The 24,884-nt window shown below is 64.2% G+C and carries 22 protein-coding genes and 2 riboswitches; of the genes, 9 read left to right on the top strand and 13 right to left on the bottom strand.

Features of this window, described 5'->3' with window-relative positions; translation table 11 throughout:
• Together AC1MHZ_RS20670 and AC1MHZ_RS20675 are read left to right on the top strand one after the other, a co-directional pair.
• Positions 1–1,611, top strand: a 1,611-nt coding sequence (locus tag AC1MHZ_RS20670) for a Tc toxin subunit A-related protein (protein ID WP_482966859.1), incomplete at its 5' end; no start/stop codon positions are given.
• A gap of 198 nt (positions 1,612–1,809) precedes the next feature.
• Positions 1,810–3,903, top strand: coding sequence for a putative bifunctional diguanylate cyclase/phosphodiesterase (locus AC1MHZ_RS20675; RefSeq protein WP_084858091.1), 2,094 nt, complete (start codon positions 1,810–1,812; stop codon positions 3,901–3,903).
• Here the strand turns inward: AC1MHZ_RS20675 and AC1MHZ_RS20680 are convergent.
• Positions 3,900–4,160, bottom strand: coding sequence for a DUF1652 domain-containing protein (locus AC1MHZ_RS20680; protein ID WP_084858090.1), 261 nt, complete (start codon positions 4,158–4,160; stop codon positions 3,900–3,902). The genes AC1MHZ_RS20675 and AC1MHZ_RS20680 overlap by 4 nt on opposite strands.
• Before the next feature lie 473 nt (positions 4,161–4,633).
• Here AC1MHZ_RS20680 and AC1MHZ_RS20685 point away from each other — a divergent pair, with 473 nt between their 5' ends.
• A complete protein-coding gene (locus AC1MHZ_RS20685; protein WP_430317047.1) occupies positions 4,634–5,590 on the top strand; it encodes a site-specific integrase in 957 nt (318 codons plus the stop codon).
• An 87-nt stretch (positions 5,591–5,677) separates the two neighbouring features.
• On the opposite strand, the gene AC1MHZ_RS20690 is transcribed toward AC1MHZ_RS20685, so the two are convergent.
• Entirely contained in the window at positions 5,678–6,868 is a 1,191-nt protein-coding gene (locus AC1MHZ_RS20690; RefSeq protein ID WP_084858088.1) for a type II secretion system F family protein, read from the bottom strand.
• An 11-nt stretch (positions 6,869–6,879) separates the two neighbouring features.
• Positions 6,880–7,305: a type II secretion system major pseudopilin GspG gene (gspG, locus tag AC1MHZ_RS20695; protein WP_084858087.1), complete on the bottom strand. Its 426-nt coding sequence runs from the start codon at positions 7,303–7,305 to the stop codon at positions 6,880–6,882.
• Positions 7,306–7,488: 183 nt separating this feature from the next.
• Here gspG and AC1MHZ_RS20700 point away from each other — a divergent pair, with 183 nt between their 5' ends.
• The 4 genes from AC1MHZ_RS20700 to AC1MHZ_RS20715 all read left to right on the top strand — a co-directional run bounded on the left by AC1MHZ_RS20700 (position 7,489) and on the right by AC1MHZ_RS20715 (position 12,835).
• Entirely contained in the window at positions 7,489–8,097 is a 609-nt protein-coding gene (locus tag AC1MHZ_RS20700; protein ID WP_084858096.1) for a lytic transglycosylase domain-containing protein, read from the top strand.
• Positions 8,098–8,204: 107 nt separating this feature from the next.
• On the top strand, positions 8,205–9,659 hold the full coding sequence (locus AC1MHZ_RS20705) for a sensor histidine kinase (protein WP_084858086.1): 1,455 nt from the start codon (positions 8,205–8,207) through the stop codon (positions 9,657–9,659).
• Positions 9,660–9,948: 289 nt separating this feature from the next.
• Positions 9,949–11,442, top strand: coding sequence for a sensor histidine kinase (locus tag AC1MHZ_RS20710; protein WP_084858085.1), 1,494 nt, complete (start codon positions 9,949–9,951; stop codon positions 11,440–11,442).
• On the top strand, positions 11,411–12,835 hold the full coding sequence (locus AC1MHZ_RS20715) for a sigma-54-dependent transcriptional regulator (protein WP_084858084.1): 1,425 nt from the start codon (positions 11,411–11,413) through the stop codon (positions 12,833–12,835). The genes AC1MHZ_RS20710 and AC1MHZ_RS20715 overlap by 32 nt, the downstream gene beginning before the upstream one ends.
• 62 nt (positions 12,836–12,897) lie before the next feature.
• Here the strand turns inward: AC1MHZ_RS20715 and AC1MHZ_RS20720 are convergent, their stop codons facing one another.
• The 3 genes from AC1MHZ_RS20720 to AC1MHZ_RS20730 all read right to left on the bottom strand — a co-directional run bounded on the left by AC1MHZ_RS20720 (position 12,898) and on the right by AC1MHZ_RS20730 (position 15,284).
• Positions 12,898–13,209, bottom strand: a complete 312-nt coding sequence (locus AC1MHZ_RS20720; RefSeq protein ID WP_084858095.1) for a hypothetical protein — start codon at positions 13,207–13,209, stop codon at positions 12,898–12,900.
• 82 nt (positions 13,210–13,291) lie between these two features.
• Positions 13,292–14,644, bottom strand: coding sequence for a GntP family permease (locus AC1MHZ_RS20725; RefSeq protein ID WP_084858083.1), 1,353 nt, complete (start codon positions 14,642–14,644; stop codon positions 13,292–13,294).
• 100 nt (positions 14,645–14,744) lie between these two features.
• On the bottom strand, positions 14,745–15,284 hold the full coding sequence (locus AC1MHZ_RS20730) for a gluconokinase (protein WP_084858082.1): 540 nt from the start codon (positions 15,282–15,284) through the stop codon (positions 14,745–14,747).
• Between the two features lie 208 nt (positions 15,285–15,492).
• Between AC1MHZ_RS20730 and gntR the strand changes: the two genes are divergently transcribed.
• Entirely contained in the window at positions 15,493–16,512 is a 1,020-nt protein-coding gene (gene gntR / locus AC1MHZ_RS20735; RefSeq protein WP_480463890.1) for an HTH-type transcriptional regulator GntR, read from the top strand.
• A 19-nt stretch (positions 16,513–16,531) separates the two neighbouring features.
• Here gntR and AC1MHZ_RS20740 read toward each other — a convergent pair whose 3' ends face one another.
• The 7 genes from AC1MHZ_RS20740 to AC1MHZ_RS20770 form a co-directional block, all read right to left on the bottom strand.
• The gene (locus AC1MHZ_RS20740; RefSeq protein ID WP_482966860.1) at positions 16,532–19,846 is read right to left on the bottom strand and encodes a transporter substrate-binding domain-containing protein; all 3,315 of its coding nucleotides are present in this window, start codon (positions 19,844–19,846) and stop codon (positions 16,532–16,534) included.
• Positions 19,847–19,857: 11 nt separating this feature from the next.
• Positions 19,858–20,472: a response regulator transcription factor gene (locus AC1MHZ_RS20745; protein ID WP_084858079.1), complete on the bottom strand. Its 615-nt coding sequence runs from the start codon at positions 20,470–20,472 to the stop codon at positions 19,858–19,860.
• Between the two features lie 209 nt (positions 20,473–20,681).
• Positions 20,682–20,936: a DUF1272 domain-containing protein gene (locus AC1MHZ_RS20750; RefSeq protein ID WP_084858078.1), complete on the bottom strand. Its 255-nt coding sequence runs from the start codon at positions 20,934–20,936 to the stop codon at positions 20,682–20,684.
• A 42-nt stretch (positions 20,937–20,978) separates the two neighbouring features.
• Positions 20,979–21,731 carry a precorrin-4 C(11)-methyltransferase gene (cobM, locus tag AC1MHZ_RS20755; protein WP_084858077.1) on the bottom strand — a complete coding sequence of 251 codons (753 nt, stop codon included), beginning with the start codon at positions 21,729–21,731 and terminating at the stop codon, positions 20,979–20,981.
• A gap of 36 nt (positions 21,732–21,767) precedes the next feature.
• The gene (locus tag AC1MHZ_RS20760; protein WP_324815499.1) at positions 21,768–22,160 is read right to left on the bottom strand and encodes a cobalamin biosynthesis protein; all 393 of its coding nucleotides are present in this window, start codon (positions 22,158–22,160) and stop codon (positions 21,768–21,770) included.
• A 17-nt stretch (positions 22,161–22,177) separates the two neighbouring features.
• Positions 22,178–22,867, bottom strand: a complete 690-nt coding sequence (locus AC1MHZ_RS20765) for a CbtA family protein (RefSeq protein ID WP_084858075.1) — start codon at positions 22,865–22,867, stop codon at positions 22,178–22,180.
• 10 nt (positions 22,868–22,877) lie between these two features.
• Positions 22,878–23,063 (bottom strand): CbtB domain-containing protein, encoded by a 186-nt coding sequence (locus tag AC1MHZ_RS20770; RefSeq protein ID WP_084858074.1) that lies wholly within the window; start codon positions 23,061–23,063, stop codon positions 22,878–22,880.
• Positions 23,064–23,158: 95 nt separating this feature from the next.
• Positions 23,159–23,378: riboswitch (cobalamin riboswitch) on the bottom strand.
• Between the two features lie 141 nt (positions 23,379–23,519).
• Positions 23,520–23,717: riboswitch (cobalamin riboswitch) on the top strand.
• A gap of 99 nt (positions 23,718–23,816) precedes the next feature.
• Here AC1MHZ_RS20770 and cobW point away from each other — a divergent pair.
• Positions 23,817–24,884 (top strand): cobalamin biosynthesis protein CobW, encoded by a 1,068-nt coding sequence (cobW, locus tag AC1MHZ_RS20775; RefSeq protein ID WP_084858073.1) that lies wholly within the window; start codon positions 23,817–23,819, stop codon positions 24,882–24,884.

The following is a 24,884-nucleotide window of genomic DNA, read 5'->3' on the forward strand; positions in this document are numbered from 1 at the left end:
CTGTGGGCCGACGCGGTGGCCGCCGAGGCGGGCGGGGCCAATGCCTTGCCGACCATCGACAACGTGCCGGCGTTGCGCTTCATTCCGCTGATGGAAGGGGCGCGGACCATGGCGTCCCAGCTCATCCAGTTCGGCAGCACGATGCAGAACATCCTGGAGCGCCAGGATGCCGAAGCGTTGGCGGAACTGCTCAATACCCAAGGGGTGGAGTTGGCCGACAGCAGTGTGAAGCTGCAGCAGCAAACCCTGAACGAACTGGCCGCCGAGCGTGAAGTGCTAACGGCCTCCTATGCAACCGCCAGCTTGCGTTACAGCCATTACCATCGGCTCTACGAAGAGGACATCAACGGCCGTGAAAAGCAGGTGTTGAATATGTCCACTTCATCCCAGACCATTCGGGCGGCTGCGAAGGGCTTGCATATGGCTGCTTCGTTCGCCGATGCAGTGCCGAACATATTTGGTCTGGCTAACGGTGGTGGCCGCTGGGGGGCTGCATTCAACGCCTTAGCCATCTGTACAAGCCTGGCGTCCGATGGACTGGACATTGCCTCGTGGCGTATCGGCCAGGAAGAAATGTACCGCCGCCGTCGCCAGGACTGGGAAATCCAGTACAAGGCGGCCGAACAGGAAATGAAAGTCATCCAGGCCCAGCTCGACGCCTTGGCCGTGCGCGAGACCTCGGCCAACATGCAGATTGCCCATATGCAAACTCAGTCGGCCCATGCTCAGGCACAGCTGGAGCTGCTGCGCGGCAAGTTCACCGGCAAGAAGATGTACAGCTGGCTGCGCTCGCGCCTGGCCACGATTTTCTACACCTATTACGACCTGACGGCATCGCGCTGCATGATGGCGCAGAAGGCCCTGCAATGGGAAATGGGTGACAACACCCGCTACCTGCGCACCGGCACCTGGAATGGGGCCTGGGCCGGGTTGCTGTGTGGCGAGGGGCTGATGCTCGCCCTGGGGCAGATGGAAAACGCCTGGGTGAAATGGCAGAAGCGAGAGCTGGAAGTGACCCGCACCGTCTCGCTGGCACAACTGTTCGAAGGACGGTTCACTTCAGGTAAGACGCAAGGGGATAACCCGAAAACGCTCAATGAAGCGCTCAAGCGCCTGATCGAAGATTCGGGGGTCAGCTTTGGCGTCGACAAGTTCCCGTTGAGCAAGCTGGAAATGGCAACTACGGGTGACTTGGCGGTTCACTTCGGCTTGAGTGAACTGGGCCTGGCAGGCGATTTCAACCGTAAGGTGCGCAGGGTGCGCAGCATTGCCGTCTCCCTGCCGGCATTGCTCGGCCCTTACCAGAATGTGCGTGCACGTCTGCGCACGGACGCCCGGGGGCTGCCGCATGGTTGCGAGGAGACCGTGATCTCCCATGGCATGCAGGACAAAGGGCTGTTCTCACCGGATGGCGGTGACTCCCATCCGCGTTGGGGCGCCCAGTGGCTGCCTTTCGAAGGGTTGCACATTGCAGAGGTTAACGCCGATGAAAAGCAACCCGGTGCCAAAACCGTGATGACCCTGAGCTTTGCCGATGCCAAAGGCGACCAGCAAGCGTTGCTGGAGAGCTTGAGGGACATCATCGTGCACGTGCAATTTACCGTGCGCTGACCAGGGCGGGGAGGGGCAACCCCTCCCTTGCTCGCCTGCAACCACGGCGCGTTCGTGGTGCCATGCCGCGCAGTCCGATGGGCTGCGCGGCCTTTTCGTCCAGCTATCCCCCTCCTCGAAAGCCCGTGCGTTTCACCGGCGCTCCAGTACAATGAGCGGCTTTTTCCGGACTCATGTACAGCGCTGGCTGGGATTCGAATGCTGATCGGTAGCTACTCCTCTTCCCTTGTGTTGATTTCATTGTGCGTGGCCATCCTGGCGTCCTATACCGCCCTGGACCTGACTGGTCGCATCGCCACGGCCAAGGGCCGTTCGGCCTACCTGTGGATGGGAGGAGGCGCCTTCGCCTTGGGCGTGGGCATCTGGTCGATGCACTTCATTGGCATGCTCGCCTTCAGCCTGCCCATCGAGCTGGGGTACGACCTGACCTTGACGGCACTGTCGCTGCTGATCGCCGTGCTGTCCTCGGCCTTCGCCCTGTGGCTGGTGAGCCAGCCGAGCCTGCCCTGGCTGCATTTGGGGCTGGGGGCATCGATCATGGGCGGCGGGATCGCCAGTATGCACTACACCGGCATGGCGGCCCTGCGCATGCTGCCGGGCATCGACTATGACCCGACGTTGTTCGGCGTGTCCCTGGGCATCGCCGTCGGGGCTTCGGCGGCGGCATTGTGGATCGCCTTCCGCCTGCGCCAGCATACGCCCTATGTGCGTCATATCCGGGGTGCGGCGGCGGTGGTGATGGGCATCGCCATCGTGGGCATGCATTACACCGGCATGGCAGCAGCCAATTTCCCGGAAGGCAGTTTCTGTGGCGCGCTGGCCGGTGGCCTGCGTGGCGACGGCCTGGCCTACCTGGTGTTGATCACCACCTTGGCGGTGCTGGCGGTGGCGCTGCTCACTTCAGTGCTGGATGCGCGCCTGGAGGCGCGTACGTCGGCATTGGCGCATTCGCTGACCCTGGCCAACCAGGAGCTGACCCAGCTGGCCCTGCACGACACCCTGACCGGCCTGCCCAACCGCACCCTGTTGGCCGAGCGCATCGAGCAGGCGATCAGCAAGGTCGCGGAGCAGGGCGGCTGTTTCGCCCTGATGTTCATCGACCTGGATGGCTTCAAGCCGGTCAACGATGCCTTTGGCCACCATGTCGGCGACCAGCTGCTCAAGGCCGTGGCGGCGCGCCTGCGTGGTCATTTACACAGCCAGGACACCCTGGCGCGTATCGGTGGCGACGAGTTCGTCCTGCTGGTGGCGCTGGACGAACCGGCCGATGCCATGGACGTGGCAGTCAAGCAGGTCGACCTGGTGGCCCGGCCCTACCGTGTGGCCGAGCATGACCTGCAGCTGTCGGCGAGCGTGGGCATCGTCCTGTACCCCGGCAACGGGCAGGACCAGCACGAACTGCTGCGCAACGCCGATGCTGCCATGTACCACGCCAAGAGCGCCGGCAAGAACGGCTACAGTTTCTTCGACGTTTCCATGAATACCAATGCACGCCAGCAACTGCAGCTGTTGCAGGACCTGCGTGCGGCCCTGCAGCATGGCCAGTTCCGCCTGCACTACCAGCCCAAGTTCGACGCAGTTGCCCGCCAGCCGATCGGTGCCGAGGCGCTACTGCGCTGGGAGCACCCGCAACATGGCCTGCTGTTGCCGGACCGTTTCATCGGCCTTGCGGAAAAGACCGGGTTGATCATCCCGATCGGTGACTGGGTGCTCGACGAAGCCTGCCGGCAGATGCGCGTATGGCTTGACCAAGGGCGCAGCGACTGGCGCATTGCGGTGAACCTGTCGGCCATCCAGTTCTGTCACGCCGGGCTGGTCGACAGCGTGGCCCGTGCGCTGCAGGACAACAACCTGCCGGCCAATCGCCTGACCCTGGAAATCACCGAGACCACCGCCATGCGCGACGCCGATGCCAGCCTGGCGGTACTGCAAAAACTGTCCGGCATGGGGGTGGATCTGTCCATCGACGACTTCGGTACGGGCTATTCCAGCCTGATGTACCTCAAGCGCCTGCCGGCTAACGAGCTGAAGATCGATCGCGGGTTCGTCCGCGACCTGGAGCAGGACAGCGACGATGCGGCGATCGTCTCGGCCATCGTCGCCCTGGGCCAGGCCCTGGACCTGCGCATCGTCGCCGAAGGTGTGGAGACCAATCGCCAGCAGGAGTTCCTCACCCGGCTGGGTTGCGATTCGTTGCAGGGGTACCTGCTCGGCCAGCCCGTGCCGGCCGAGCAGTTCATGGCACGGCTAGATGCCATGGGCCAGCCTGGCGACGAGGTCCGGGCTGGCTAGACCGCGTCCCGCAAGACATAGGAAGGTTCGAACGCTTCCATCTCGGCCTCGACGGCCTCGATGATACGTTCCACGTCCGCTGCGGGCATGATCGCGGCGCAGGGGATGCCGGCGATGGCCAGCAGGGTTTCGCCGGTCGCGCGGTCGAACAGCCGTGCCACCATGCTGCGGGGGGCATCCATACTGGCTTCGAAGCCCAATGGGTGAAAATGCCAGCGCATCACCTGGCAGGCGTTGGGGAACGTCATCTTGTTCATGCCAGCCTCCTTGTTCTGATCCTGAACCCGGTGATCGGCCGCTCACTCGGCCGGTGGGAATCTAACCATAGCACCTGTATCGCCAGTATCTCGCGCCGAACATGACAAAAATGCCATTGTTTGACGTACGTCACAGGCGAGCGGTGGCTGGCCGTGCGGCGCAAGCCGCCGGGGCAAACGTTTTTCCGGGGCAGGACCGGCCGGTCTGGAGGTTCCGGCCATTGATCGAGAAACGTTGCACTTTCAGACCAGCGGTCCATCTGGTAGGTCACCAACCGCATCAGGTACAGCTATCCGACGGGATGAGGATGGAGCGATCCTCGGTTCGAACAGTGGGCGGCTAATGGGGTACCATCACCAACCGTGCCACCGGCAGCCCTGAATGTCGAAGTGATGGCACGGCCTGGGTCTCAATGACCTGTCCATTTTTGTTGTCGCGCTGATTTATTAACCCAGTCGTAATGACTCGCTTCATGCCATACCCTGCTCGAAGCTCCCGCTACAGGATCCACGTTTTGTCCGACCACCTGCACAATCCTCTGCTGCAGTACCTGGCCCGTCTGGCCCCCTCCAGCCAGCTGACCATGCGCTATATCCTCCAGGACGCAGCCGACCGCCTGGGTTTCGTCGACTGCGATGTCACCGAGGTGCCGTGGCACCTGCTCGAGCCTGGCCATGTGGTCGCCCTGGTGGCGGCGCTGCGCGCCGATGGCTACGCGCCCAATACCTCGTCGTTGTATGTGAACGCGGTACGTGGCGTGATGAACGAAGCGTGGCGCCAGGGGCTGATAGACCATGAAAAGCTGATGCACATCCGCGAGGTCAAACCGGCCAGCGGCAGCCGCCTGCCACCGGGGCGTAACCTGCGGCGCAGCCTGATCCGCGAGCTGATGGACGTGTGTGCGGCCGACCCGCGCCCACAGGGCGTGCGCGATGCCGCGATCATCGCGCTGTTGTATGGCACGGGCATGCGCAAGTCCGAATCGGTGGACATCGACCTGGCCCAGGTGGACTTCCAGGCACGCAGCCTGCAGGTAGTGGGCAAGGGCAACCGGCAGCTGATCAAGTACGCACCGGCCTGGGCCTTCGAGAAGCTGCAGGCCTGGCTGGACCTGCGCCGCGCGCACCTGCCGGCGGGCGAGGCCGACGATGCGTTCCTGTTCAACCGTATCCGGCGCGGCAGCCACATTACCCGGGCGCGCATCACCAAGCATGCGATCTACTACATCGCGCGCCAGCGTGGGTCGCAGGTGGGGGTGAAGATCATGCCCCACGACTTCCGCCGGGCATTCATTACCCGGGTGATCGAGGAGCATGACCTGTCGATTGCCCAGAAGCTGGCGCACCACGCCAATATCCAGACCACCGCCAGCTATGACCGGCGTGACGACAACGAGCGGCGTCGGGCGGTGGACCGCTTCGACTATTGACCTGATCCGCTCCTACGAAGGGCTCGCGATCGGTCGCGCAGCGGCCGCAAACCGGGCGACCCCGGTCCTTCAGGGCCGGCGTGGGTTTCAATGAATACTTGAAGCCAGCTCGAAGATCGGCATGTACATGAGGATCACGATCAGGCCGATCAGCAGCCCGATGAAGGTCATCAGCAACGGCTCGAACAGGCGCACGAACCATTCCACCCAGCGGCCGATCTCCTGGTCATGGAAGTCGGCGCAGCGCTCGAGCATCTCGCCCAGGTTGCCTGAGCGCTCGCCCGCCCGCAGCAGGCGTAGCGACACCGGCGTCACCAGCTGCCCCGCCTCCAGCGCATCGGACAGCGGCAGGCCTTCGCCCACACGTCGGCAGGCCTGTTCCAGGCCTTGCGCAGCGGCGCTGCCGAGCAGGCCTCGGGCCATGCCCATGGCGGTGAGGATAGGGATGCCGCCCTGCAAGAGAATGCCCAGCGAGCGATAGAAGCGGGCAAGCTCATACATCACCAGGCGCTGGTGCAAGGCCGGCAGGCGCCGCAACTGGCGGCTGGCCCAGCGGCGCACGGCAGGGTGGCGCCGCAGCAGCGCCAAGGCGCAAAGGCCACCCAGTGCCGCCGATGCCAGGGGCAATTGCTGCGCATGCAGGAACAGGCCGACCTGCATCAAGACCCGAGACAGCCAAGGCAGCTCGTTGCCCATGCCCTCGAATACCAGGCTGAAGCGAGGCACCACGTAGCCGAGCAGGAACAGCACCACGCCGCCGCCCACCAGCAACAGCAGCAACGGATAGACCGAGGCACCGACCAGCTTCTGCCGAACCAGGTCCAGGCGTTGTCGGTAACCGATATAGCGTGCCAGCGCATCGCCCAGCGCGCCGGTGCGTTCGCTCGACTGCACCAATGCTACATACAGGGCGGGGAATATCTTCGCCTGCTGGCCGAGGGCCTGGGACAGCGAGTGGCCCTCGTAGAGCTGGCGTACCAAGGCTTCCAGCACCTGGCGCGCCGAAGGGGTGGGGGCCTTCTCGGCCAAGCTCTCCAGGGCTTCTATCAGTGGCAGGCCGGCACTGAGCAAGGTGCCCAGTTCCTGGCTGAACAACACCAGGTCGAAACGTGCCGTGCGGCGCCAAGGCAGCGAGTGCAAGCCGCCGCCCTGGCTGCGCAGGCTGACCACCCGCAGGCCCTGCGCCTCGGCGTGGCGCCGCGCCTGGCCGGCATCCTCGGCCTCGACCTGCAATTGGACGATGCCCTGCCGGCCCAGGGCCTTGAGGCTGTAGCGCATGGTGGCTCTCCTCATTGCCAGCTGGTGATTTCGGCATTTTCTCCGTCTCCGCCGGGCTGGCCATCCTTGCCCATCGAGAGCAGGTCGTACTCGCCGCCATTCTCACCGGGTTGACGGTAGATATAGGGGCGCCCCCAGGGGTCCTGAGGCACGGCCTTCTGCAAGTAGGGGCCCGACCAGCGTTGTTCGCCGCTCGGTGCAGTTACCAATGCCTGCAGGCCCTGCTCGCTGCTGGGGTAGTGGCCGACCTCCAGGCGGTACAGGTCCAGTGCCTTGCCCAGGCCTTCGATCTGCGCTCGGGCGACCTTGGCCTCCGAGCGGCCGAGCTGGCTGAAGTACTTGGGTGCGACGATGCCGGCCAGAAGGCCGAGTACCACCAGGACCACCAACAGTTCGAGCAGGGTGAAGCCGCGTTGGGTGATGGATCTGCGCTGCATGGTGAAACCCTCCAGTGCGTTCGGGCAGGTTTGCCTTCGCCATGCAACAGCCGTGCACGTCTGGCTCGGGGCCTTGCGCCATGGGCCATGGCAAGCGGCACAGTGCTTGCGTTCCAGCTGGAAACCCTGGGTTTTCCGGGGCATTTCCCCCACATCGGGGGCCACGACGGGGAGGCAGCCGACATGCGTGGAATCATCCTGGGATTGGTCTGGTTGGCGGCAGGTGCCGCCCAGGCCGACATGTACATCGCCATCGATGCCAAGGGCGGCTATGTGCTGTCCAACGTGCATCGGCCAGGGCGGCACTATGAAAGGGTCATCAGCGAGCCCCAGGCCCACGCCGGGCCTGTCGATGCGCAACTGATCACCGGGCGCCCCTACGCTGACCTGGTGGCCGCCGCCGCGCGTACCCATGGCGTGCCGCAAGCGCTGCTGCATGCGCTGATCAAGGCCGAATCCGGCTACAACCCCAAGGCGCGTTCGCCCCAGGGCGCGGCTGGGCTCATGCAACTGATGCCCGGCACGGCGAAGGAAATGGGCGTCAAGGATGTGCTCGACCCCGCTTCCAACCTGCAAGGCGGCGCACGATACCTCAAGCGCATGCTCACGCTGTTCGACAACGACATAACGCTGGCCGTGGCCGCCTACAATGCCGGCCCGGAAGCTGTGCTCAGCCGGGGGCGGGTGGTGCCGCCGTTCGCCGAGACGCAGAAGTACGTGCCCAATGTACTGCGTGACTACCGCCGCTTGCAGGGGCTGGCCGAGGATGCGCCGCTCTACAGCGGGTGGTGAAGGCAAGGCTTGTGGCTTTTTGCCAAGAGCCTGTTCGGTGAGCAGCGGGCGAACCCCCAACTCTGGGCTATAACCTTCAGAAGGTGCCCCAGCCGTTGGAGTCCGTCATGGACCTCGCCCCACGTTCTGACACACTCGAAGTGCCCGCAGGTGGTGATGGCGGTACGGCCCATAAGCCGTTCGACCTGTTGCGCTGGTATGCCTGGGTCAGCCTGGCGATCATCGTCTCGGTGGCCGTGGGTCTGGGCCTGATTTCCAGCCGTTTCATCATCAACGAGAGCGTCGAACGCGATGCGCTGCTCTCCGCGCAGTTCATCCAAGCCATCGCCGACGCCGAAGTGCGCCACGTGTCCATCCCTAATGTGCGCACCATGGGCGAACTGCTCGATTCGCGCATGGACCTGGCCATGCCCGATGTCGACCCGGATGCACGGCGCCGCGCCCGTGGCGAGTTCCTTGACCATATCGCCCACTTGCCGGATGTGCTGCTGGCCAATATCTACGCGCCCGACCATACGGTGATCTGGTCGAGCAACCCGGCGCTGATCGGCAAGATGATCGAGTCCGACGACGACCTTGAGCGTGCCTTCGAATACAAGATGCAGGTGTCGGCCAGCTACCACGATTTCGACGATGCGCGCAGCGAGCAGAAATTCGTGACCCCACCCAAGCAGCTGTTCATCGAGAACTATATTCCGCTGTTCGACGCCGACGGTCAGCGGGTCGCGGCCATGGTCGAGATCTACAAGGAGCCCCATGACCTGATCGTGCGCATCGAACACGGCCTGCTGTTGATCTGGCTGGCCATCGCCATCGGGGCGAGCCTGGTCTACCTGGGCCTGTACGGCATCATGCGGCGTGCCGCCCGAGTGATGGCGGTGCAGCAGAAGCGGCTGATCAGCAACGAGACCTTCGTGGCGCTGGGTGAGATGTCCTCGGCGGTCGCCCACAGCCTGCGCAACCCGCTGGCCAGCATCCGTTCAAGCGCCGAACTGGCCCAGGCGTTCGACGAAGGGCCAGCGCAGAAGAACATCAACGACATCATCAGCCAGGTCGATCGCATGTCCCAGTGGGTGCGCCAACTGCTGCAATCGCTGCGCCCGCTCAATGACGATGCGGTCCCCGTGGACCTGTCGCAAACGCTCCAGGACAGCTTGCAGGCCTTCGCCGTGCCGCTGGGGCGCAGTGGTGTGAGCCTGGATCTCAAGCCCTTGCCGCCGCACCAGGTGCTAGGGCATCCGGTGTTGCTGGGGCAGATCTTCAACAGCCTGATCGCCAATGCCCTGGAGTCGATGGAACAAGGCGGCCAGTTGCGAGTGGAGGTGGTGCGCCAGGACCGTCGCAGCTTGACCTTGCGGGTTTCGGACACCGGCAGAGGTATGAGCGAACAACAGCAGCGCATGGCCTTCCGGCCCTTCTTCACCACCAAGCAAGGTGGGCTTGGGGTTGGGCTGGTGTTGGTCAAACGGATCATGGAACGCTTCGGTGGCTCGGTCCGACTGAGCAGCCGGGAGGGCGTGGGTACGAGCGTTTCCTTGAGCTTTCGGCTGATCAAGAGTTAAAGCAAATCAGCATATAGATTTTATAACTATTTGTTTTTTAAATAATTTTTATTTTTGGGTGAAGAATACCCCAATTGTGGGTCCTTGATCTCGATTCGAGGTTATAAATGTTTCATAACTTGCTGTTTTATTTGGATATTCAATTTCAGAATGGATTGGCCGGTTTCTTGCTGCGCCCTTTGACGACAGACGGCGGCAGCAGCGCAACAGGCAAAGTGCTATCACCTTGCTACGGGCGGTAGCACCGCCTTGCTTCCTTCGATGAAGACCTCAGAGCGGGAACCCCACCATGCAGACGCTGGATCATGATGTTCCCGACAAGACGTCGCCTGGCTCGAGCGGGTTGGCCGCGCCGCTGCGTGAATTCAACTTGCTACGCTGGTTTTCGGTGATCAGTCTGCTGGTGATCGCCGCCGTGGCCGGTGGGCTGGGTTACTTCTCCACCCGCTTCGTGGTGCGCGACAGCGTCGAGCGCGACGCGATGCTCACTGCCCAGTTCATCCAGGCCATGGCTCAGGCCGAGGTCCGTCATTCGCAATTGCCGCCCGGCACCACCATGGGCGAGTTGCTCGACCCGCGGCTGGACGAGCAGCACTTGCAGATCGCGCCGGCACTGGTCAAGTCGACCCGGGTGGAATTCCTCGACCATGTCGAGCACCTGCCTGACACGCTGCTGGCCAATGTCTATGCCCACGACCGCACGATCGTCTGGTCAACCAACCCGGAATTGCTAGGCAAGCGCATCGCCGAGGACGACGACCTGGACCACGCCTTCCATTCGCGCAAGCCAGTGTCGGCCAGCTACCACAAGGCCGACGAGGACCGCGAGGAGCAGAAGTTCCAACGTGAGCCGCAGTACCTGTTCATCGAGAACTACATCCCGCTGTTCGACAGCCAGGGCGAGCAGGTGTTGTCGATGGTCGAGATCTACAAAGAGCCCCAGGACCTGGTCCGGCGTATCCAGCGCGGCTACGTGCTGATCTGGGTGTCGACCTTGCTGGGCGGGGCGCTGGTCTATTTTGGTCTGTTCTGGATCGTGCGCCGCGCCGCCGGCATGCTCCGTCACCAGCAGGACCGCCTGGTGGCCAGCGAGACCTATGTCGCCCTTGGCGAGATGTCCTCGGCGGTGGCTCACAGCCTGCGCAACCCGCTGGCCAATATCCGCTCCAGTGCCGAACTGGCCCAGGAAATCGCCAGCGAGCCGGCACGCAAGAACATCGCCGACATCATCAGCCAGGTCGACCGCATGTCGCGCTGGGTGCGTGACCTGCTGGTGTCGTTGCGCCCGACCAGCGACGAGCCCGAGGCGGTGGACCTGGTAGCGGCGATCGAGGACACCCGGCTGGCGTTCCTGCAGCAGATCGAACGCAACGGCGTGCAGTTCAGCTTCGAAGGGCCTACCCAGCTTTGGGTGGTCAGCCAGCCGTTGCAGTTGACCCAGATCCTCAACAGCCTGTTCGCCAATGCTCTGGAGGCCATGCCAAAGGGCGGCCTGTTGTGCGCCGAGGTCAGCAGCCTGGAGGGGCAGCAGGTGAAGCTGGTGCTCAGCGATACCGGCAAAGGCATGAGCCAGCAACAGGAGCGAATGGTCTTCAAGCCGTTCTTCACCACCAAGCAGGGCGGCCTCGGTGTTGGCCTGGCCCTGGTCAAGCGCATCATGGAACGCTTTGGCGGCTCGGTCAGCTTGAGCAGCCGCGAAGAGGAAGGAACCCGCGTCAGCCTTGTCTTCAATATCGCAGCGGGAGGGGACCATGGGGCCCAGCATTCTGGTGGTCGAGGATGACGAGATCCTCGCTGACAATATACGCACATACCTGGGCCTGAAGGGCTTCGAGGTCACGGTCTGCCATAGCGCCGAGCAGGCATTGGAGCAGATTCGGCAGGGCTTGCCCGACGCAGTGCTGACCGACAACTCATTGCCTGGCATGAGCGGCCACGACTTGCTGCGCAATCTGGTGGCCCAGGCGCCGGACCTGAAAGTGATCATGATGACCGGCTACGGCAACGTGGAAGATGCCGTGCTGGCGATGAAGGAGGGCGCCTTCCACTACCTGACCAAGCCGGTGGTGCTCGCTGAGCTCAAGCTGATGCTGGACAAGGCGTTGGCCGCCGAGCGGATGGAGCGTACCTTGTCGTTCTACCAGGAGCGCGAGGCGCAGAAATCCGGGTTGCAGGCGTTGATCGGCGAGTCGCCGGTGATGCAGAGCCTCAAGCACACCTTGCGCCAGTTGCTCGATGCCGAACGGCGCATGGCCAGCGACGACCTGCCGCCGGTGCTGGTCGAAGGCGAGACAGGCACTGGCAAGGAGCTGGTGGCCCGTGCGCTGCATTTCGATGGCGCGCGCAGCAAGGGCCCGTTCATTGAGTTCAACTGCGCTTCGATCCCGGCCAACCTCCTGGAGGCCGAACTGTTCGGCCATGAAAAAGGCGCGTTCACCGATGCCAAGGAACGTCGGGTGGGCCTGGTCGAGGCGGCCGATGGTGGTACTTTGTTCCTCGATGAGATCGGCGAGATGGACCTGGTGCTCCAGGCCAAATTGCTCAAGCTTCTCGAAGACCGCAGCATTCGGCGCATTGGTGCGGTGAAGGAGCGCAAGGTCGACCTACGGGTGATCAGTGCCACCAACTGCAACCTCGAACAGATGGTGCAGCAGGGCAAGTTCCGTCGCGACCTGTTCTTCCGCTTGCGCATCATTGCCCTGAAGGTGCCGCGGCTGTATGCCCGAGGGCAGGATATCCTGCTGCTGGCCCGGCACTTCCTGGCTCATCACGGCCGCCGCTATGGCAAGCCCAACCTGCGCTTCAGTGCCGAGGCCGAGGCGTTGATGCTCGCCTACAGCTGGCCGGGCAACGTGCGCGAGCTGCGCAACATGCTCGAGCAGACCGTGCTGCTGGCGCCCAGTGAGGTGATCGCTGCCCACCAGCTGAACCTGTGCATGACGCTTGTCGATGAGCCCATGGCTCAGCCGATGCCCACAGCATTCGAGCTGCCGCGTCAGGAGCCGGAGGCTGGCACCAGCCTGCCGGACATGGAGCGCGACCTGGTGTGCAAGACCCTGGATCGGACCGATTGGAACGTCACCAAGTCGGCGCGCCTGCTGGGGTTATCGCGGGACATGCTGCGTTATCGGATCGAGAAGCTGGGGTTGACCCGGCCCGACAAGCGTCAGTGGTGAGGCTTGGCACGTGATATAGGCGCCGCAAAACCAGTAGTTTTGCGTTGTTCCGTGCGCACACCTCAGGGCTGGCCGCTATCGCCGCCGCGCGTCCCGCTGCCATCGCCATGCCCGCGCATCCCTTCCGATCCGCCACCATCCATCCCGGGCAGGTGGCGATTGTCGTTCTGTTCGGCGGGCGGGCTGTCCGGGTCATTGCCCTGGATCCGCGGGTCGGTGTCGCGCGGCATGGGTTTTTCGATCGGGTTGAGCGTGCTGTCGGCGCCGGGCTGGGGCGCGGGGCTGTGCGGGTCGTCCGGGTGGGTCGGCCCGGTACCCGCCGCCAGGGCCAGGGGAGAGGCCAGCAGGGCGGCGAGCAGGCAGGTACGGTGCAGTTTCATGGGGGGCTCCTTGTAAATGACCTGTACCGGGTTGGGCTACAGGCCTGCCGCAAGGTGCCACCACCACGATGAACGGTCAGACCACCGTCGAAAGCAGCATGATGAAGATGATGCCCACCACCGAAAGGATGGTTTCCATCATGCTCCAGGTCTTGAACGTTTCAGCCACGGTCATGTTGAAGTACTGCTTGACCAGCCAGAAACCCGCGTCGTTGACGTGGGACAGGATCAGCGACCCCGCACCGGTGGCGAGCACCAGCAGTTCGCGGTTCACCCCGGGAACCAGGTCCACCACCGGGGCGACGATGCCAGCGCCGGTGATGGTCGCCACGGTGGCCGAACCGGTGGCGATACGGATCACCGCCGCCACCAGCCACGCCAGGAGGATCGGTGAGATCTCGGCCTGTACCGCCATCTGCCCGATCACGTTGCCGACACCGGTGTCCACCAGCATCTGCTTGAAGCCGCCGCCGGCACCGACGATCAGTACGATGGCGGCGGTGGGCGCCAGGCTCTGGTCGAGCATTTTCATGATCTGCTGGCGCGAGAAGCCGCGGGCAGAGCCGAAGGTGTAGAACGCCAGCAGCAGGGCGGCGAGCAGGGCGGTGATCGGGTGGCCGATCAGGTCCATCCACTGGCGCACGATGTGTTCGGCCGGCAGCACCACGTCAGCAAAGGTCTTGAGCAACATCAGCGCCACCGGCAGCAGCACGGTGAGCAGGGTGATGCCGAAGCTTGGCAGGTTCTGCTGGTTGGTTTCGCGGGCGATCTGGTCCATCAGCTCCTGGGACGGGTTGCCCGGGATGTAGCGGGAGATGAAATTACCGAACAGCGGGCCGGCGATCACGGCGGTCGGCAGCGCGACCAGCAGGCCGTAGAAGATGGTCTTGCCGATATCGGCATGGAAAATACCGATCGCCAACAGGGGGCCCGGGTGCGGCGGTACCAGGCCATGGACCACGGAAAGGCCGGCCAGCAGCGGGATGCCGATCTTCACCAGGGACACCCCGGAGCGGCGGGCGACGATGAACACCAGCGGGATGAGCAGCACGAAGCCGATTTCGAAGAACAGCGGGATCCCCACCAGGAAGGCGGCGAACATCATGGCCCAGTGCACCTTCTGCTTGCCGAAGGCGCGGATCAGGGTCTGGGCGATCTGGTCAGCGCCGCCGGAATCGGCCATCAGCTTGCCGAGCATGGTGCCCAGCGCCAGCACGATGCCGACGAAGCCAAGCACGCCGCCAAAGCCGTCCTGGAACGACTTCATGACCTTGGCCACCGGCATCCCGGAGGTCAGGCCGAGAAAACCCGCGGCCAGGGTCAGGGCGACGAAGGGGTGGACCTTGAAATGGGTAATCAGCAGGATGAGCCCGACGATGGTCACCAGGGCGTCGAGCAGCAGGAAGGTATCAGTAGCCAGTCCGAACATGGTTGAAGTGCCTCGATCTTATCGTTGTTTTGGCGAAACGTTCGACACGCTCAGGTGTCGAGACAGCGCTGTCTTTGGTGAGCCGGAAAAACCGCCGGCATCAGGCAGTTCGCGCCAGTCTCCGGTCACCGCAGGGCTTTAGCCAGGTATCTACGGCCAGGGCCAGGGTCTCGATCGGCTGGGTGGCGTCCAGCGTCAGGGTCAGCGGTTCGCCATGGGGCGGCTCGAGGGCGGCGAACTGGCTGTCGATCAGGCTGGCCGGCATGAAGTGGCCAGGGCGGGCGAGCACGCGTTTTTCGGCTTCGGCCGGGGTCAGCTCCAGGAATACGAAACCAAGACCCGGCACGGCCTGACGTAGGGTTTCGCGGTAGCGGCGCTTGAGCGCGGAGCAGGTGAGGATGGGGCGTTCGCCGGCCTGGAGCGTGGCTTGCAGTTCCTGGCCCAGGCGCACCAGCCAACCGGCACGGTCATCGTCGTCCAGGGGAATGCCGGCGCTCATCTTGCGAATGTTCTCGGCAGGGTGAAAGGCATCGCCTTCGATCAGGCGACCGCCGCTGGTGCTGGCAATGGCCGAACCGATGCAGCTCTTGCCGCAGCCAGCCACACCCATCACCACTATTGCAGACAGGGGAGAGTTCATCAGTACCTCCTGCGGGGTAAGATAGCGCTGTCTCGCTGACGACGAAACGAGGTTGCAAGCGCCACCCTCCCGGGTGTTATTGGTCTTGTCTTCACGCAGTATGGACGCTGGGCACATAGCCGCTAAAGTTTTACGTTGCCTGTGTCCTGAGACAGCGCTACCTTAGTGGCCGTTCCCCTTTCTGGCAAGTAGTAAAATTACAACTCCCATGTCCCGCACAGGCTCGCGTACCACCGGTCGCCCCACTCTGGCAGAAGTCGCCAGGCTCTCCGGTGTTTCCCCCATCACCGCCTCGCGCGCCTTGCGCGGCATCAGTACCGTCGCCCCGGAGCTGGTCGAGAAAGTCATGGTCGCCGCTGCCAGCCTTGGCTATGTGGCCAACCCGGCTGCGCGGGCGCTGGCGTCGGCGCGCAGCCAATCGGTGGTGGTGCTGATCCCATCGCTGTCCAACCAGCTGTTCATCGATACCCTCGAAGCGATCCACGAGGTGATGCGCCCGCGCGGGCTGGAAGTGCTGATCGGCAACTATCACTACGACACTGCCGAAGAAGAAAACCTTATCCGCAATTACTTGGCCTACCAGCCCTGCGGCATGTTGCTCACCGGCTTCGAGCGCAGCGACGCCGCGCGGCAGATGCTGATGGCCAGCGGGGTGCCCTGCGTGCACATGATGGAGCTGGGCGGCGAGGCGGGCCAGCTGTCGGTGGGGTTCTCCCAGCAGCAGGCCGGGCGTGCAGCGGCACGCCACTTGATCGATCGAGGCCGGCGGCGCCTGGCGTTCATCGCCGCCCAGCTCGACCCGCGGGTGATGCAGCGCGCCGAGGGCTTTCGCCAGGCCCTGGCCGAAGCCGGCCTGCACGCACCGGAGCTGGAGCTGCTGGCGCCGCAGCCTTCGTCCATCGCCCTTGGCAGCGAGCTGTTCAGCCGTTTGCTTGTGCAGTCGCCGGACGTGGATGGCATCTTCTTCTGTAACGACGACCTTGCCCAGGGCGCGGTGCTGCAGGCGTTGCGCCAAGGGATTCAGGTGCCGCACCAGGTGGCGATGGTTGGCTTCAACGACCTGCCGGCCTCGGCACACATGGTGCCGCGCCTGACCTCGATCCGCACGCCGAGGGCCGCTGTCGGCCGTGGTGCGGCCCAGGCGTTGCTGGCCCTGCTCGACGGCAAGCGGGTGGCGACCGAGCAGCAGGACCTGGGGTTCGAGCTGATGGTTCGCGAAAGCACCTGAGGCTCGGCAGGCCGAGGGGTCAAGACGGCGTATCGAGCCTGTCGAGACTTTCCCGCAACTCCCGCAGCAGGATTTCCAGGCTGGCTTCCAGGCGGTGCAACGCGGCCCTGCTTGGCTGGCCCTGGGCGATGGCGTGCTCGACCGCTTCGCAATCGCCTACCACGCCACGTACCTTGAGCATCTTGGCACCCCCTTTGATACGGTGGGCCAGGGCGCGGGTCGCTTCGTCTTCGGGCGTGTCGCCCAGGGCCCGCAGCGCGGCGAGGTCTTCGCTGGCGCTATGGGCAAGCTGGTCCAGCAGGCGACGAATGAGTGTCTCGTCATCCTGGGTCAGGTGACGCAGCTCATTGAGGTTGAAGCCAGTGGCCGGGACATCGACCGGGCTGGGTTCCTCAGGCGCTGGCGGTTCGGAGGTCGGCAACGGCTGCGGTCGCGCCTGGGGCAGGTGGGCCTTGAGTGCCTGCAGGCCGATGGGCTTGAACAGGCAATCGTCCATCCCGCTGGCCAGGCACCGGGCCTTTTCCTCGGCCTGGGCATTGGCCGTGATGCCAAGCATCCGGCAAGGCGGTAAATTGCGCTCACGTTCCAGGGCGCGGATCCTCCGGGTCAGCTCATGGCCATCCATCACGGGCATGCTGCAGTCGGTCAACACCACATCGAAGCTGCCGGCTTCCCATAGCGCCAAGGCCGCCGCACCGTGTTCGGCCAGGGTGACCCGATGCCCCAGGGTCGCCAACTGCTTGTCCAGCAACAGGAGGTTGGCCGGATAGTCGTCGACCACCAGGATATTCAATGGCCTGCTCGCCTGTGATGGGGGGGCTTCGGGGTGTTCGTGACAGGGCAGTGGCGTGGCAGGCGGCAGGGAAAGCTCCACTTCGATCCGGGTGCCCATGCCTTCCACGCTTTGCAGGTGCAACTGGCCGCCCATGAGCTCGGCCAGGGTGCGGCTGATCACCAGCCCCAAACCTGCGCCCTGGCGGGCCTGGGTCCCGTTTACCTGGGCGAAGGTATTGAATAGCCTCGCCTGGTTCTCAGGGCTTATGCCGATACCCGTGTCCTGTACGGCCAATGCAACGCGAACTGGTGCCCCGGGCGCATCCGGAGCAAGCTTCAGGCTGACCTTCACGCTGCCGTGGTCGGTGAACTTGATGGCATTGCTGATCAGGTTGGAGAGAATCTGCTTAAGGCGCACCGGGTCGGCTTGCAGCCAGGCCGGAGCTTGGGGCAGTTCGGCGTCCAGAAGCAGGCCTTTGATGCGGGCATTGCCTTCGAACACACGCAAGGTCGAGCGGACCAGCTCGACCAGGTCCGTGGGCGCCGGTTGCAGGGTCAGGTGGCCGGACTCGATGCGCGAAATATCGAGGATGTCGCCGATCAGCTCAAGCAGGCCTACCGCCGAGCCGTGTGCGGTTTGTAGCGCCTGTGTGTCGCTGCGGCCGTGACGGCTGTCTTCCAGCGCGAGCTCGAGCAGGCCGATCACGGCATTCATGGGCGTGCGGATTTCGTGGCTCATGATCGCCAGGAAGGTGCTCTTGGCCTGGCTGGCCTGTTCGGCGTCGTCCTTGGCCTGGCGCAATTGCTCCAGCAAGCTCCGGCTCAGGGCCAGCTGGGCCTGCAGGGCGCGTTCGGCCTCGGTGCGCTGGTGAATGAGCTTGCGCAGGTAGGTGTTCCAGAACACCACGCCGGCCAGCAGCAGGACGGCCAGCGCGAGGACTTGCAAGACCAGGGTGCGGTAGTTGCGCCACGGGCTGTCGCTGACCACGGTGGTGGTGCGCCAGCGATTGACCACCTGATCCAGCTCCTCGGGCGGTATGCTCAACAGTGTCTTGTTCAGGATCGATTGCAACAGTGGCTGGTTGGGCGCCACCGCGAAGGCCGCCACCGCCGGTTCGTCACTCTGCAGGCCGGCGATGCGCAAGGTGTTCTTGAACACATGGGCGATGTAATAGCTGGCATTGATGTGCGAACTGAGGGCGACATCCGCCTCGCCATTGGCCACTGCTTCCATCAGCTCCAGGTGGGTGTCCACTTCGACCAGGCGTGCACGAGGGTATTTCTGCCGCAGCGTCTCTCGCTGTGGGGCGCCGCGCAGCAGTGCGACCCGTCGCCCGTCCAAGGCGGTGGGGGCGCCGGCCCAGTAAGCATCGCTGCGGGTGACCAGGACCCTTGGGCTCACCAGGTAAGGGCGGGTATAGCGCAGGCGTGCCGCCCGCTCGGGGCCATAGCCCAGGGCGCCGATCATCTCGGCTTTACCCTCGGCCACCTGGTCGACCATTTCCTGGATCGAGTCGCGTTCGACGATTTCGAAGCGCAGGCCGGTCAACAGGCGGATCTGCTTGAGTAGATCGATCGTGATACCGCTGGGGTGATGTGCAGCGTCATTGAAGGTCAGGGGGGCGAGCGAACTGTTTACCAGTACGCGGATTTTCGGGGTTTGCTTGATCCAGTCCTGCTCTTCGGCAGTCAGGGCCCCGGTGTGGTTCTTCAGTAGCAGGCTGGTGTTGCCAGTGCTCCAGCGGCGCAATATGTCCAGCCGTTCACTGTCACTGATCCTGGCGAGGGCGCTATCGACCAGTCGCTGTAGGCGAGGGTTGTCGCGAGCCAGGGCAAAGGCGAAGACATCCGTCGCCAGCGGGCTGAAATGGTCGATCTTCACCAGGCCCTGCAGACTCTTGCCAACCAGATAGTCGGTGCTGATGGCATCGCCCAGGTAGGCATCCACCTCGCCCAGCGCCACGGCGGAGAGCCCTGCCAGGGTAGAGCGATACAGGCGTAGCTGCGCCTGGGGGTATTGCTTGCGGACCTCGGATTCCGGCAGGTAGTGATCGACCATCGCCAGGCGCAAGCCGGCCAGGTCCTTGGCGTGCCGGGCGAGCATCCGGTCTTGCCGGCTGACGATCACTGGCAGGTCATCGGCATAAGGTTGGCTGAGCACCAATTGGGCATCGGCGGCCTCGAACGCGTTCGAGCTGCCCAGCAGGTCGATGCTGCCTGCGTGGAGTGCCTCGATGGCTGCCTGGCGATCGGGGAAGCGTCGGACTTCGATCGCCACACCCAACTGTGCGGCGATCAGGCCGGCATAGTCGGCGCTGATCCCTTCGTAATCGGTGAGGCTGGTGTTGATCTCGAACGGTGGGTAGTCCGGCTTCGAACTCCCGAGCACCAGCGTCTTGCGCCGCTCCAGCCATTGCCGATCGACCGGGTCCATCGGCAAGGGCGGTGCGACGCTCAGGGACCGGGCCAGCAAGTGGCGTGCCTCGCTGTCCGTGCTTGCCGCTGGCGAGGTGGCTACCAGGCATAGGCCCAATAGAAGAACGCCCAGCGCACCTTTCATGCCGAGTGCGTTCAAGCGACCTGGTTGCGCTTGGCCAGGTCAACCATCTCGACCAGCGACTCGGTCTTGAGCTTGTCCATGATACGACCCCGGTAGGTGCTGATGGTCTTGGCGCTGAGGTTCATGCATTCGCCGATGAATTTGTTGTTCTCCCCTCGGCTGAGGCGACGCAGCACTTCCATTTCGCGATTTGAAAGGCTCCCTAGGCGTTCGCACTCGCTCTCCAGCGAACTGCTGTTGACCGACATCTGTGGAAAGGTCGAGTAACCCTTGACCAGCGCCTTCAAGGCGAACACCAGGGCGTCGAGGTCTTCATCCTTGTTGACGAAGGCGGCAATCCCGGCATCCAGGCAGCGACGTACATAAAGGTCGGCAGGTTGGCCGGTGAGCACCATGATCTTCGGTGCAGGCTCAAGCAATTGTAGTCGCTTGATCACTTCCATGCCGTCAAGGCCAGGTAGGCCGATGTCGAGGATCACCACGTCGGGGCGCAGCGAGCGGGCCTGCTGCACGGCATCGATACCGTCTCCTGATTCACCGATGACGCGAAAACGTTCGCGTTCGAGCAACATGCGTACCGCGAGTCGAACGGTTGGATGGTCGTCAACCATCAGAACGGCTGTCATTGGATAACTCCTGTAGGAATGTGGTCCGTTTCCTGAAATCCCGCAGGAATACCCTCTGGGACCTGCGCGGAGCGCGCAAGATACGTTTATTCGGGGGGCATAGTAATGGGAAGCGTAGGGATGTTGAATAAACGAAGTGTGTTTGTTGAAAATTCCTACAAGCGGCATGGCAATGGTACAGGCTGGGCAGTCATCGCAACCCGCGGTCCCTATCCGCCGGCCCGGGTGCAGCGGCTATGGGGTTTGATGACGCGCTGGCCTGAGGCCGGGTTGTTCAGCAGGGCGGTTCCGACTCGAGGTGGCCGAGGGGCCAGTTGGCCACCGCAATTCGGGCAACGTCCCCGGAAATGCTCCTCGTCGCAGGCCCGGCAGAAGGTGCATTCGAACGAGCAGATCCTTGCGTCCGGGCTGTCGCCTGGCAGGTCGATGTCGCAGCATTCGCAGTTGGGGCGCAGTTCGAGCATCTGTGTAACCTCATATGTTTTTTGTAGGAATGATCTTGAGCTTCAGCCCAAGGGGCGATAGAGGTGAGCGTGCCCGGCCCGGTACAAGGCCGACTCGGCGAATGGGGTGTCGCCCAGCACATGCCCGACCAAGATCAATGCCGTGCGCCGGAAGCCTTTGGCTGCCGTGAGCGCGACGATATCCTGCAAGGTCCCACGCACCCAGTCCTGGTCCGGCCAGGTGGCGCGGTGCACCACGGCAGCCGGGCAATCCGGGCCGTAGTGGGGCAACAGCTCGGCGACGATACGTTCAAGGTGCTTGACGCCCAGGTGGATCGCCAGGGTGCTGCGGTGTCGGGCCAAGTCGGCCAGTTGCTCGCCCGCGGGCATGGGCGAGCTGTCCCCGTAGCGGGTGAGGATCACCGTCTGCGCCACTTGCGGCAAGGTCAGCTCGCAGCCGAGCAGGGCTGCGCTGGCGGCAGTGGCCGTGACGCCTGGGATGACCTGGTAGTCGATACCCAGCTCGCGCAGGTGGCGGATCTGCTCGCCTATAGCGCCGTACAGGCTCGGGTCGCCACTGTGCACGCGAGCGACATCATGGCCTTGTTCATGGGCGCTGCGCATGGCTGCGATGATCTGGTCGAGGTGCAGTTCGGCGCTGTTGATCACCGTATGGGCATTATGGCCCTGCAGGACGGCTGCAGGCACCAGGGAGCCGGCATAGATGATCACCGGGCACTGACGGATCAGGCGCTGGCCCTTGATCGTGATCAATTCCGGATCGCCGGGGCCGGCACCGATGAAGAAGACCGTCATGGGAAGTCCTTGCAGTAGGGCAATAAGGAGCAGCGATTATCGGCTGCACGCCAAGGCAACGGTAGCCCGGTCGCCTACCTGGCGTGGCACCAGCAACCGGGGCGTCCCTTTTTTTTGTGCGGCCAGCGCCAAGGCTGCACTTTCGGCGACCCCCCAGCAGCCACTGTGGTTGAATGCGGCGGCCGAGCGATGGCTGAGCAATGGTTCGAAGGCGTGCAATTGTACGGACGGAAACAGCGTCAGGGCGAGTCCGAGGCGGCTGGCCAGTGCCTGCAACCCGGCTTCTTCGGCCTTGAGGTCGATGCTGGCGATGCCGCGCAATTGCGCCAGTTGCAGGCCATGGGCAGCCAGTGCGTCACGCAGGAGCCGCTCGAGGTGGTCGGCCGGGCATCCTCTGCGGCACCCAAAGCCGGCGTAGAACGCCGGCAATAGGGGAGGGCGAGTCATCAGGCCTGGCTGGAGCGACGATAAAGCCAGGCGCTGAGCAGGCCGAGAGCGAGCCAGAAGGCCGCGTTGGTCAACCAGGAGGCAAGCTTGAATTGGGTCTCCAGGGCCTCGGGGGCCAGGCTCTCATGGACGGTTGGTTGCGGGGCACCGACCAGATGGGGAATTGCCAGCAAGGCCACGCCGAGCGTCTTGAACAGCCAGTGCCGAGCGAACACCGCCAGTGCCAGGCCTGCGGCGGTGGCAGCCGCCGTGCTGGCCCACCAGGCCTGACGTTGGCCCAGGTCGGCCGCGACAGTGCCCGGCAGTTCCGGGGGCAGCCCGAGGGTCGGCGCCAGGCAGAACACCGCAAAGCCGGCCAGCCCCCATAGCGCACCGGTGCTCAACGTGCGGGGCTCGCGAAGGCTGTACAGCGCAGCGAGGACCAGGGCGAAGCCGACGGCCACCACCAGGTTGCCACCGGTCGTGGACACCAGGCGTTGCCAGCCGTCTTCAGGGGCCCAGGCTTCGGCGTCGTGGGTGTGGGCGGCCACGCCATCGTCATGCGCGTGGTGCTCGGCGCTCGGGGCGTTGTTTTCGTAGGTTTCCGCCTGGAGAATCAGCGGCGTGACCCAGAGACTCTGCAACAAGGTCAGCAACAGGGCAGCGAGCAGCCCGCTGAAGCCGGCGGTTCGGGCAATGCGCTTGATCATGCAGGCGTACTCAGTGGCAAGGGAAGGCGGCGCTGTGGCGGGTATCGTGGGCGGCGTTGTGCACGGCCTCGATGTGCGAGAAGCCGGCGAAGTAGACCAGGCACAGGCCCAGCAGGCTGGCGCCGATGGCGAGGAGCACGCGCTGGCTGAGGCTGACGGGAGTGGCGATGCTGTGTTTGGCGCTGGTGACGGACATGACGCGTTCCTCTGCTTTTTTATGGGCGACGGGCACGGGCGTCACGCCTGGGCAGAGCTTGCCCAAGGCACACGACAGCACCCGCCCACCGCGGGGTGTTCATTCGTCGTCAGGCCGGTCTCCGGGCTGGCGAGGAGGAGGCAGGCTCCCTGGACAGCGTCACCTTCCCATGCCATACGACACGGCACAGTGGTCAAGACGCGCACTCGCTTACCGTTGCGGGGGCAGCACCGGCCTTGCCCGGCCCCTTGGGGCCTGCGACGCACCGGTTTCCCGTTTCACCCCCGAGGGGGCACCTGAACGCAAGGTGCAAGCAAAGCATGCGGCCGATGCTCCGTCAATTGGTGTCGTAGGAGCATCTCCTGTGGGAGCGGGTAAACCCGCTCCCACATAATCCGTTCTCTATGGAGATGGTGGGAATACTGCGCTGATGGTTGACCGCCTACCCACCACTGCGTAGCCTTGCCGCTTCGAGGTTCTGCGGCGTCGGCCGCAGCTAAGACGGGAACGCGGTCCAAGCCGCGGCTGCCCCCGCAACTGTAGGCACTGAACAGGATCGACACAGCCACTGCGCTCCGCGCGGGAAGGCGTCGCTCCACCGGCCACGGCCGGTACGGTGCAAGCCAGGAGACCTGCCTCGTGACGTTTTCGACTTTCAACCGGGCGGGGTGATCCGGTGGCGAACGAGCCCGGCTGGCAAGCCCGAGGCTTTCGTCCTGCATGCCCGCGCCATCCTGCCAAGGGCATCGCGACATGAAAACACTGGCCAAGCTCCCCGTCACCATCGTCACCGGCTTCCTCGGCTCGGGCAAGACCACCCTGCTTCGGCACATGCTCGACAACGCCCAGGGCCGGCGCATCGCGGTCATCGTCAACGAGTTCGGCGAACTGGGCATCGATGGCGAAATCCTCAAGCAATGCAGCATCGGTTGCACCGAGGAGGAGGCCAGTGGCCGTGTCTACGAACTGGCCAACGGTTGCCTGTGCTGCACCGTGCAGGAAGAGTTCTTCCCGGTCATGCGTGAACTGGTGGCACGCCGCGGTGACCTGGACCACATTCTCATCGAAACCAGCGGCCTGGCCTTGCCCAAGCCACTGGTACAGGCCTTCCAGTGGCCGGAAATCCGCAACGCCTGCACCGTCGACGCAGTGATCACCGTGGTCGACAGCCCGGCCGTGGCCGCCGGTACCTTCGCGGCCTATCCCGACCAGGTGGATGCCCAGCGCAAGCTCGACCCCAACCTGGACCATGAGTCGCCTCTGCACGAGCTGTTCGCCGACCAGCTGGCCAGCGCCGACCTGGTGGTGCTCAACAAGGCTGATCTGATCGATGCTACAGGCCTGGCCAAGGTCCGTGCCGAGGTGCTGGAGGAGCTGCCGCCGGCGGTCAAGGTCATCGAGGCCAGCAGCGGCCGCCTGCCGCTTGAGGTGCTGCTTGGCGTGGGGGCCGAGGCCGAGGCGCACATCGACGGTCGCCGTACCCACCATGATGCCCATCACGACGGCGATGACCACGACGATCACGACCACGATGCCTTCGACTCCATTTCCATCGACCTGCCGGAGGCGGACGAGAGCCTGCTGCTCGACGCCCTGACCCAACTGGTGGTGGAGTTCGGCATCCTGCGCGCCAAGGGCTTCGCCGCCATCCCCGGCAAGCCCATGCGCTTGCTGATCCAGGGCGTCGGCACCCGCTTCGACAAGCACTTCGACCGTGCCTGGCGCGCCGAAGAGCCGCGCATCACGCGCCTGGTGCTGATCGGCCAGGACCTGGACGCCGCGCAGCTGGAAGCGCGCCTGCGCCAGGCCCTGGGCGCCTGA

The sequence above is a fragment of the Pseudomonas sp. FA-1 genome (genome assembly GCF_056856075.1).

Bases quoted from the DNA above. Each gene is read 5' to 3' on its own strand.
- AC1MHZ_RS20685 (WP_430317047.1), top strand. From the start codon at position 4,634: ATGCCATACCCTGCTCGAAGCTCCCGCTACAGGATCCACGTTTTGTCC.
- AC1MHZ_RS20740 (WP_482966860.1), bottom strand. From the start codon at position 19,846: ATGAAAGGTGCGCTGGGCGTTCTTCTATTGGGCCTATGCCTGGTAGCC.
- AC1MHZ_RS20690 (WP_084858088.1), bottom strand. From the start codon at position 6,868: ATGCGCTACAGCCTCAAGGCCCTGGGCCGGCAGGGCATCGTCCAATTG.
- AC1MHZ_RS20725 (WP_084858083.1), bottom strand. From the start codon at position 14,644: ATGTTCGGACTGGCTACTGATACCTTCCTGCTGCTCGACGCCCTGGTG.
- gspG (WP_084858087.1), bottom strand. From the start codon at position 7,305: ATGCAGCGCAGATCCATCACCCAACGCGGCTTCACCCTGCTCGAACTG.
- AC1MHZ_RS20730 (WP_084858082.1), bottom strand. From the start codon at position 15,284: ATGAACTCTCCCCTGTCTGCAATAGTGGTGATGGGTGTGGCTGGCTGC.
- AC1MHZ_RS20770 (WP_084858074.1), bottom strand. From the start codon at position 23,063: ATGTCCGTCACCAGCGCCAAACACAGCATCGCCACTCCCGTCAGCCTC.
- AC1MHZ_RS20675 (WP_084858091.1), top strand. From the start codon at position 1,810: ATGCTGATCGGTAGCTACTCCTCTTCCCTTGTGTTGATTTCATTGTGC.
- AC1MHZ_RS20745 (WP_084858079.1), bottom strand. From the start codon at position 20,472: ATGACAGCCGTTCTGATGGTTGACGACCATCCAACCGTTCGACTCGCG.
- AC1MHZ_RS20705 (WP_084858086.1), top strand. From the start codon at position 8,205: ATGGACCTCGCCCCACGTTCTGACACACTCGAAGTGCCCGCAGGTGGT.
- cobM (WP_084858077.1), bottom strand. From the start codon at position 21,731: ATGACGGTCTTCTTCATCGGTGCCGGCCCCGGCGATCCGGAATTGATC.
- AC1MHZ_RS20700 (WP_084858096.1), top strand. From the start codon at position 7,489: ATGCGTGGAATCATCCTGGGATTGGTCTGGTTGGCGGCAGGTGCCGCC.
- gntR (WP_480463890.1), top strand. From the start codon at position 15,493: ATGTCCCGCACAGGCTCGCGTACCACCGGTCGCCCCACTCTGGCAGAA.
- AC1MHZ_RS20715 (WP_084858084.1), top strand. From the start codon at position 11,411: ATGGGGCCCAGCATTCTGGTGGTCGAGGATGACGAGATCCTCGCTGAC.
- AC1MHZ_RS20750 (WP_084858078.1), bottom strand. From the start codon at position 20,936: ATGCTCGAACTGCGCCCCAACTGCGAATGCTGCGACATCGACCTGCCA.
- AC1MHZ_RS20710 (WP_084858085.1), top strand. From the start codon at position 9,949: ATGCAGACGCTGGATCATGATGTTCCCGACAAGACGTCGCCTGGCTCG.
- cobW (WP_084858073.1), top strand. From the start codon at position 23,817: ATGAAAACACTGGCCAAGCTCCCCGTCACCATCGTCACCGGCTTCCTC.
- AC1MHZ_RS20680 (WP_084858090.1), bottom strand. From the start codon at position 4,160: ATGAACAAGATGACGTTCCCCAACGCCTGCCAGGTGATGCGCTGGCAT.
- AC1MHZ_RS20765 (WP_084858075.1), bottom strand. From the start codon at position 22,867: ATGATCAAGCGCATTGCCCGAACCGCCGGCTTCAGCGGGCTGCTCGCT.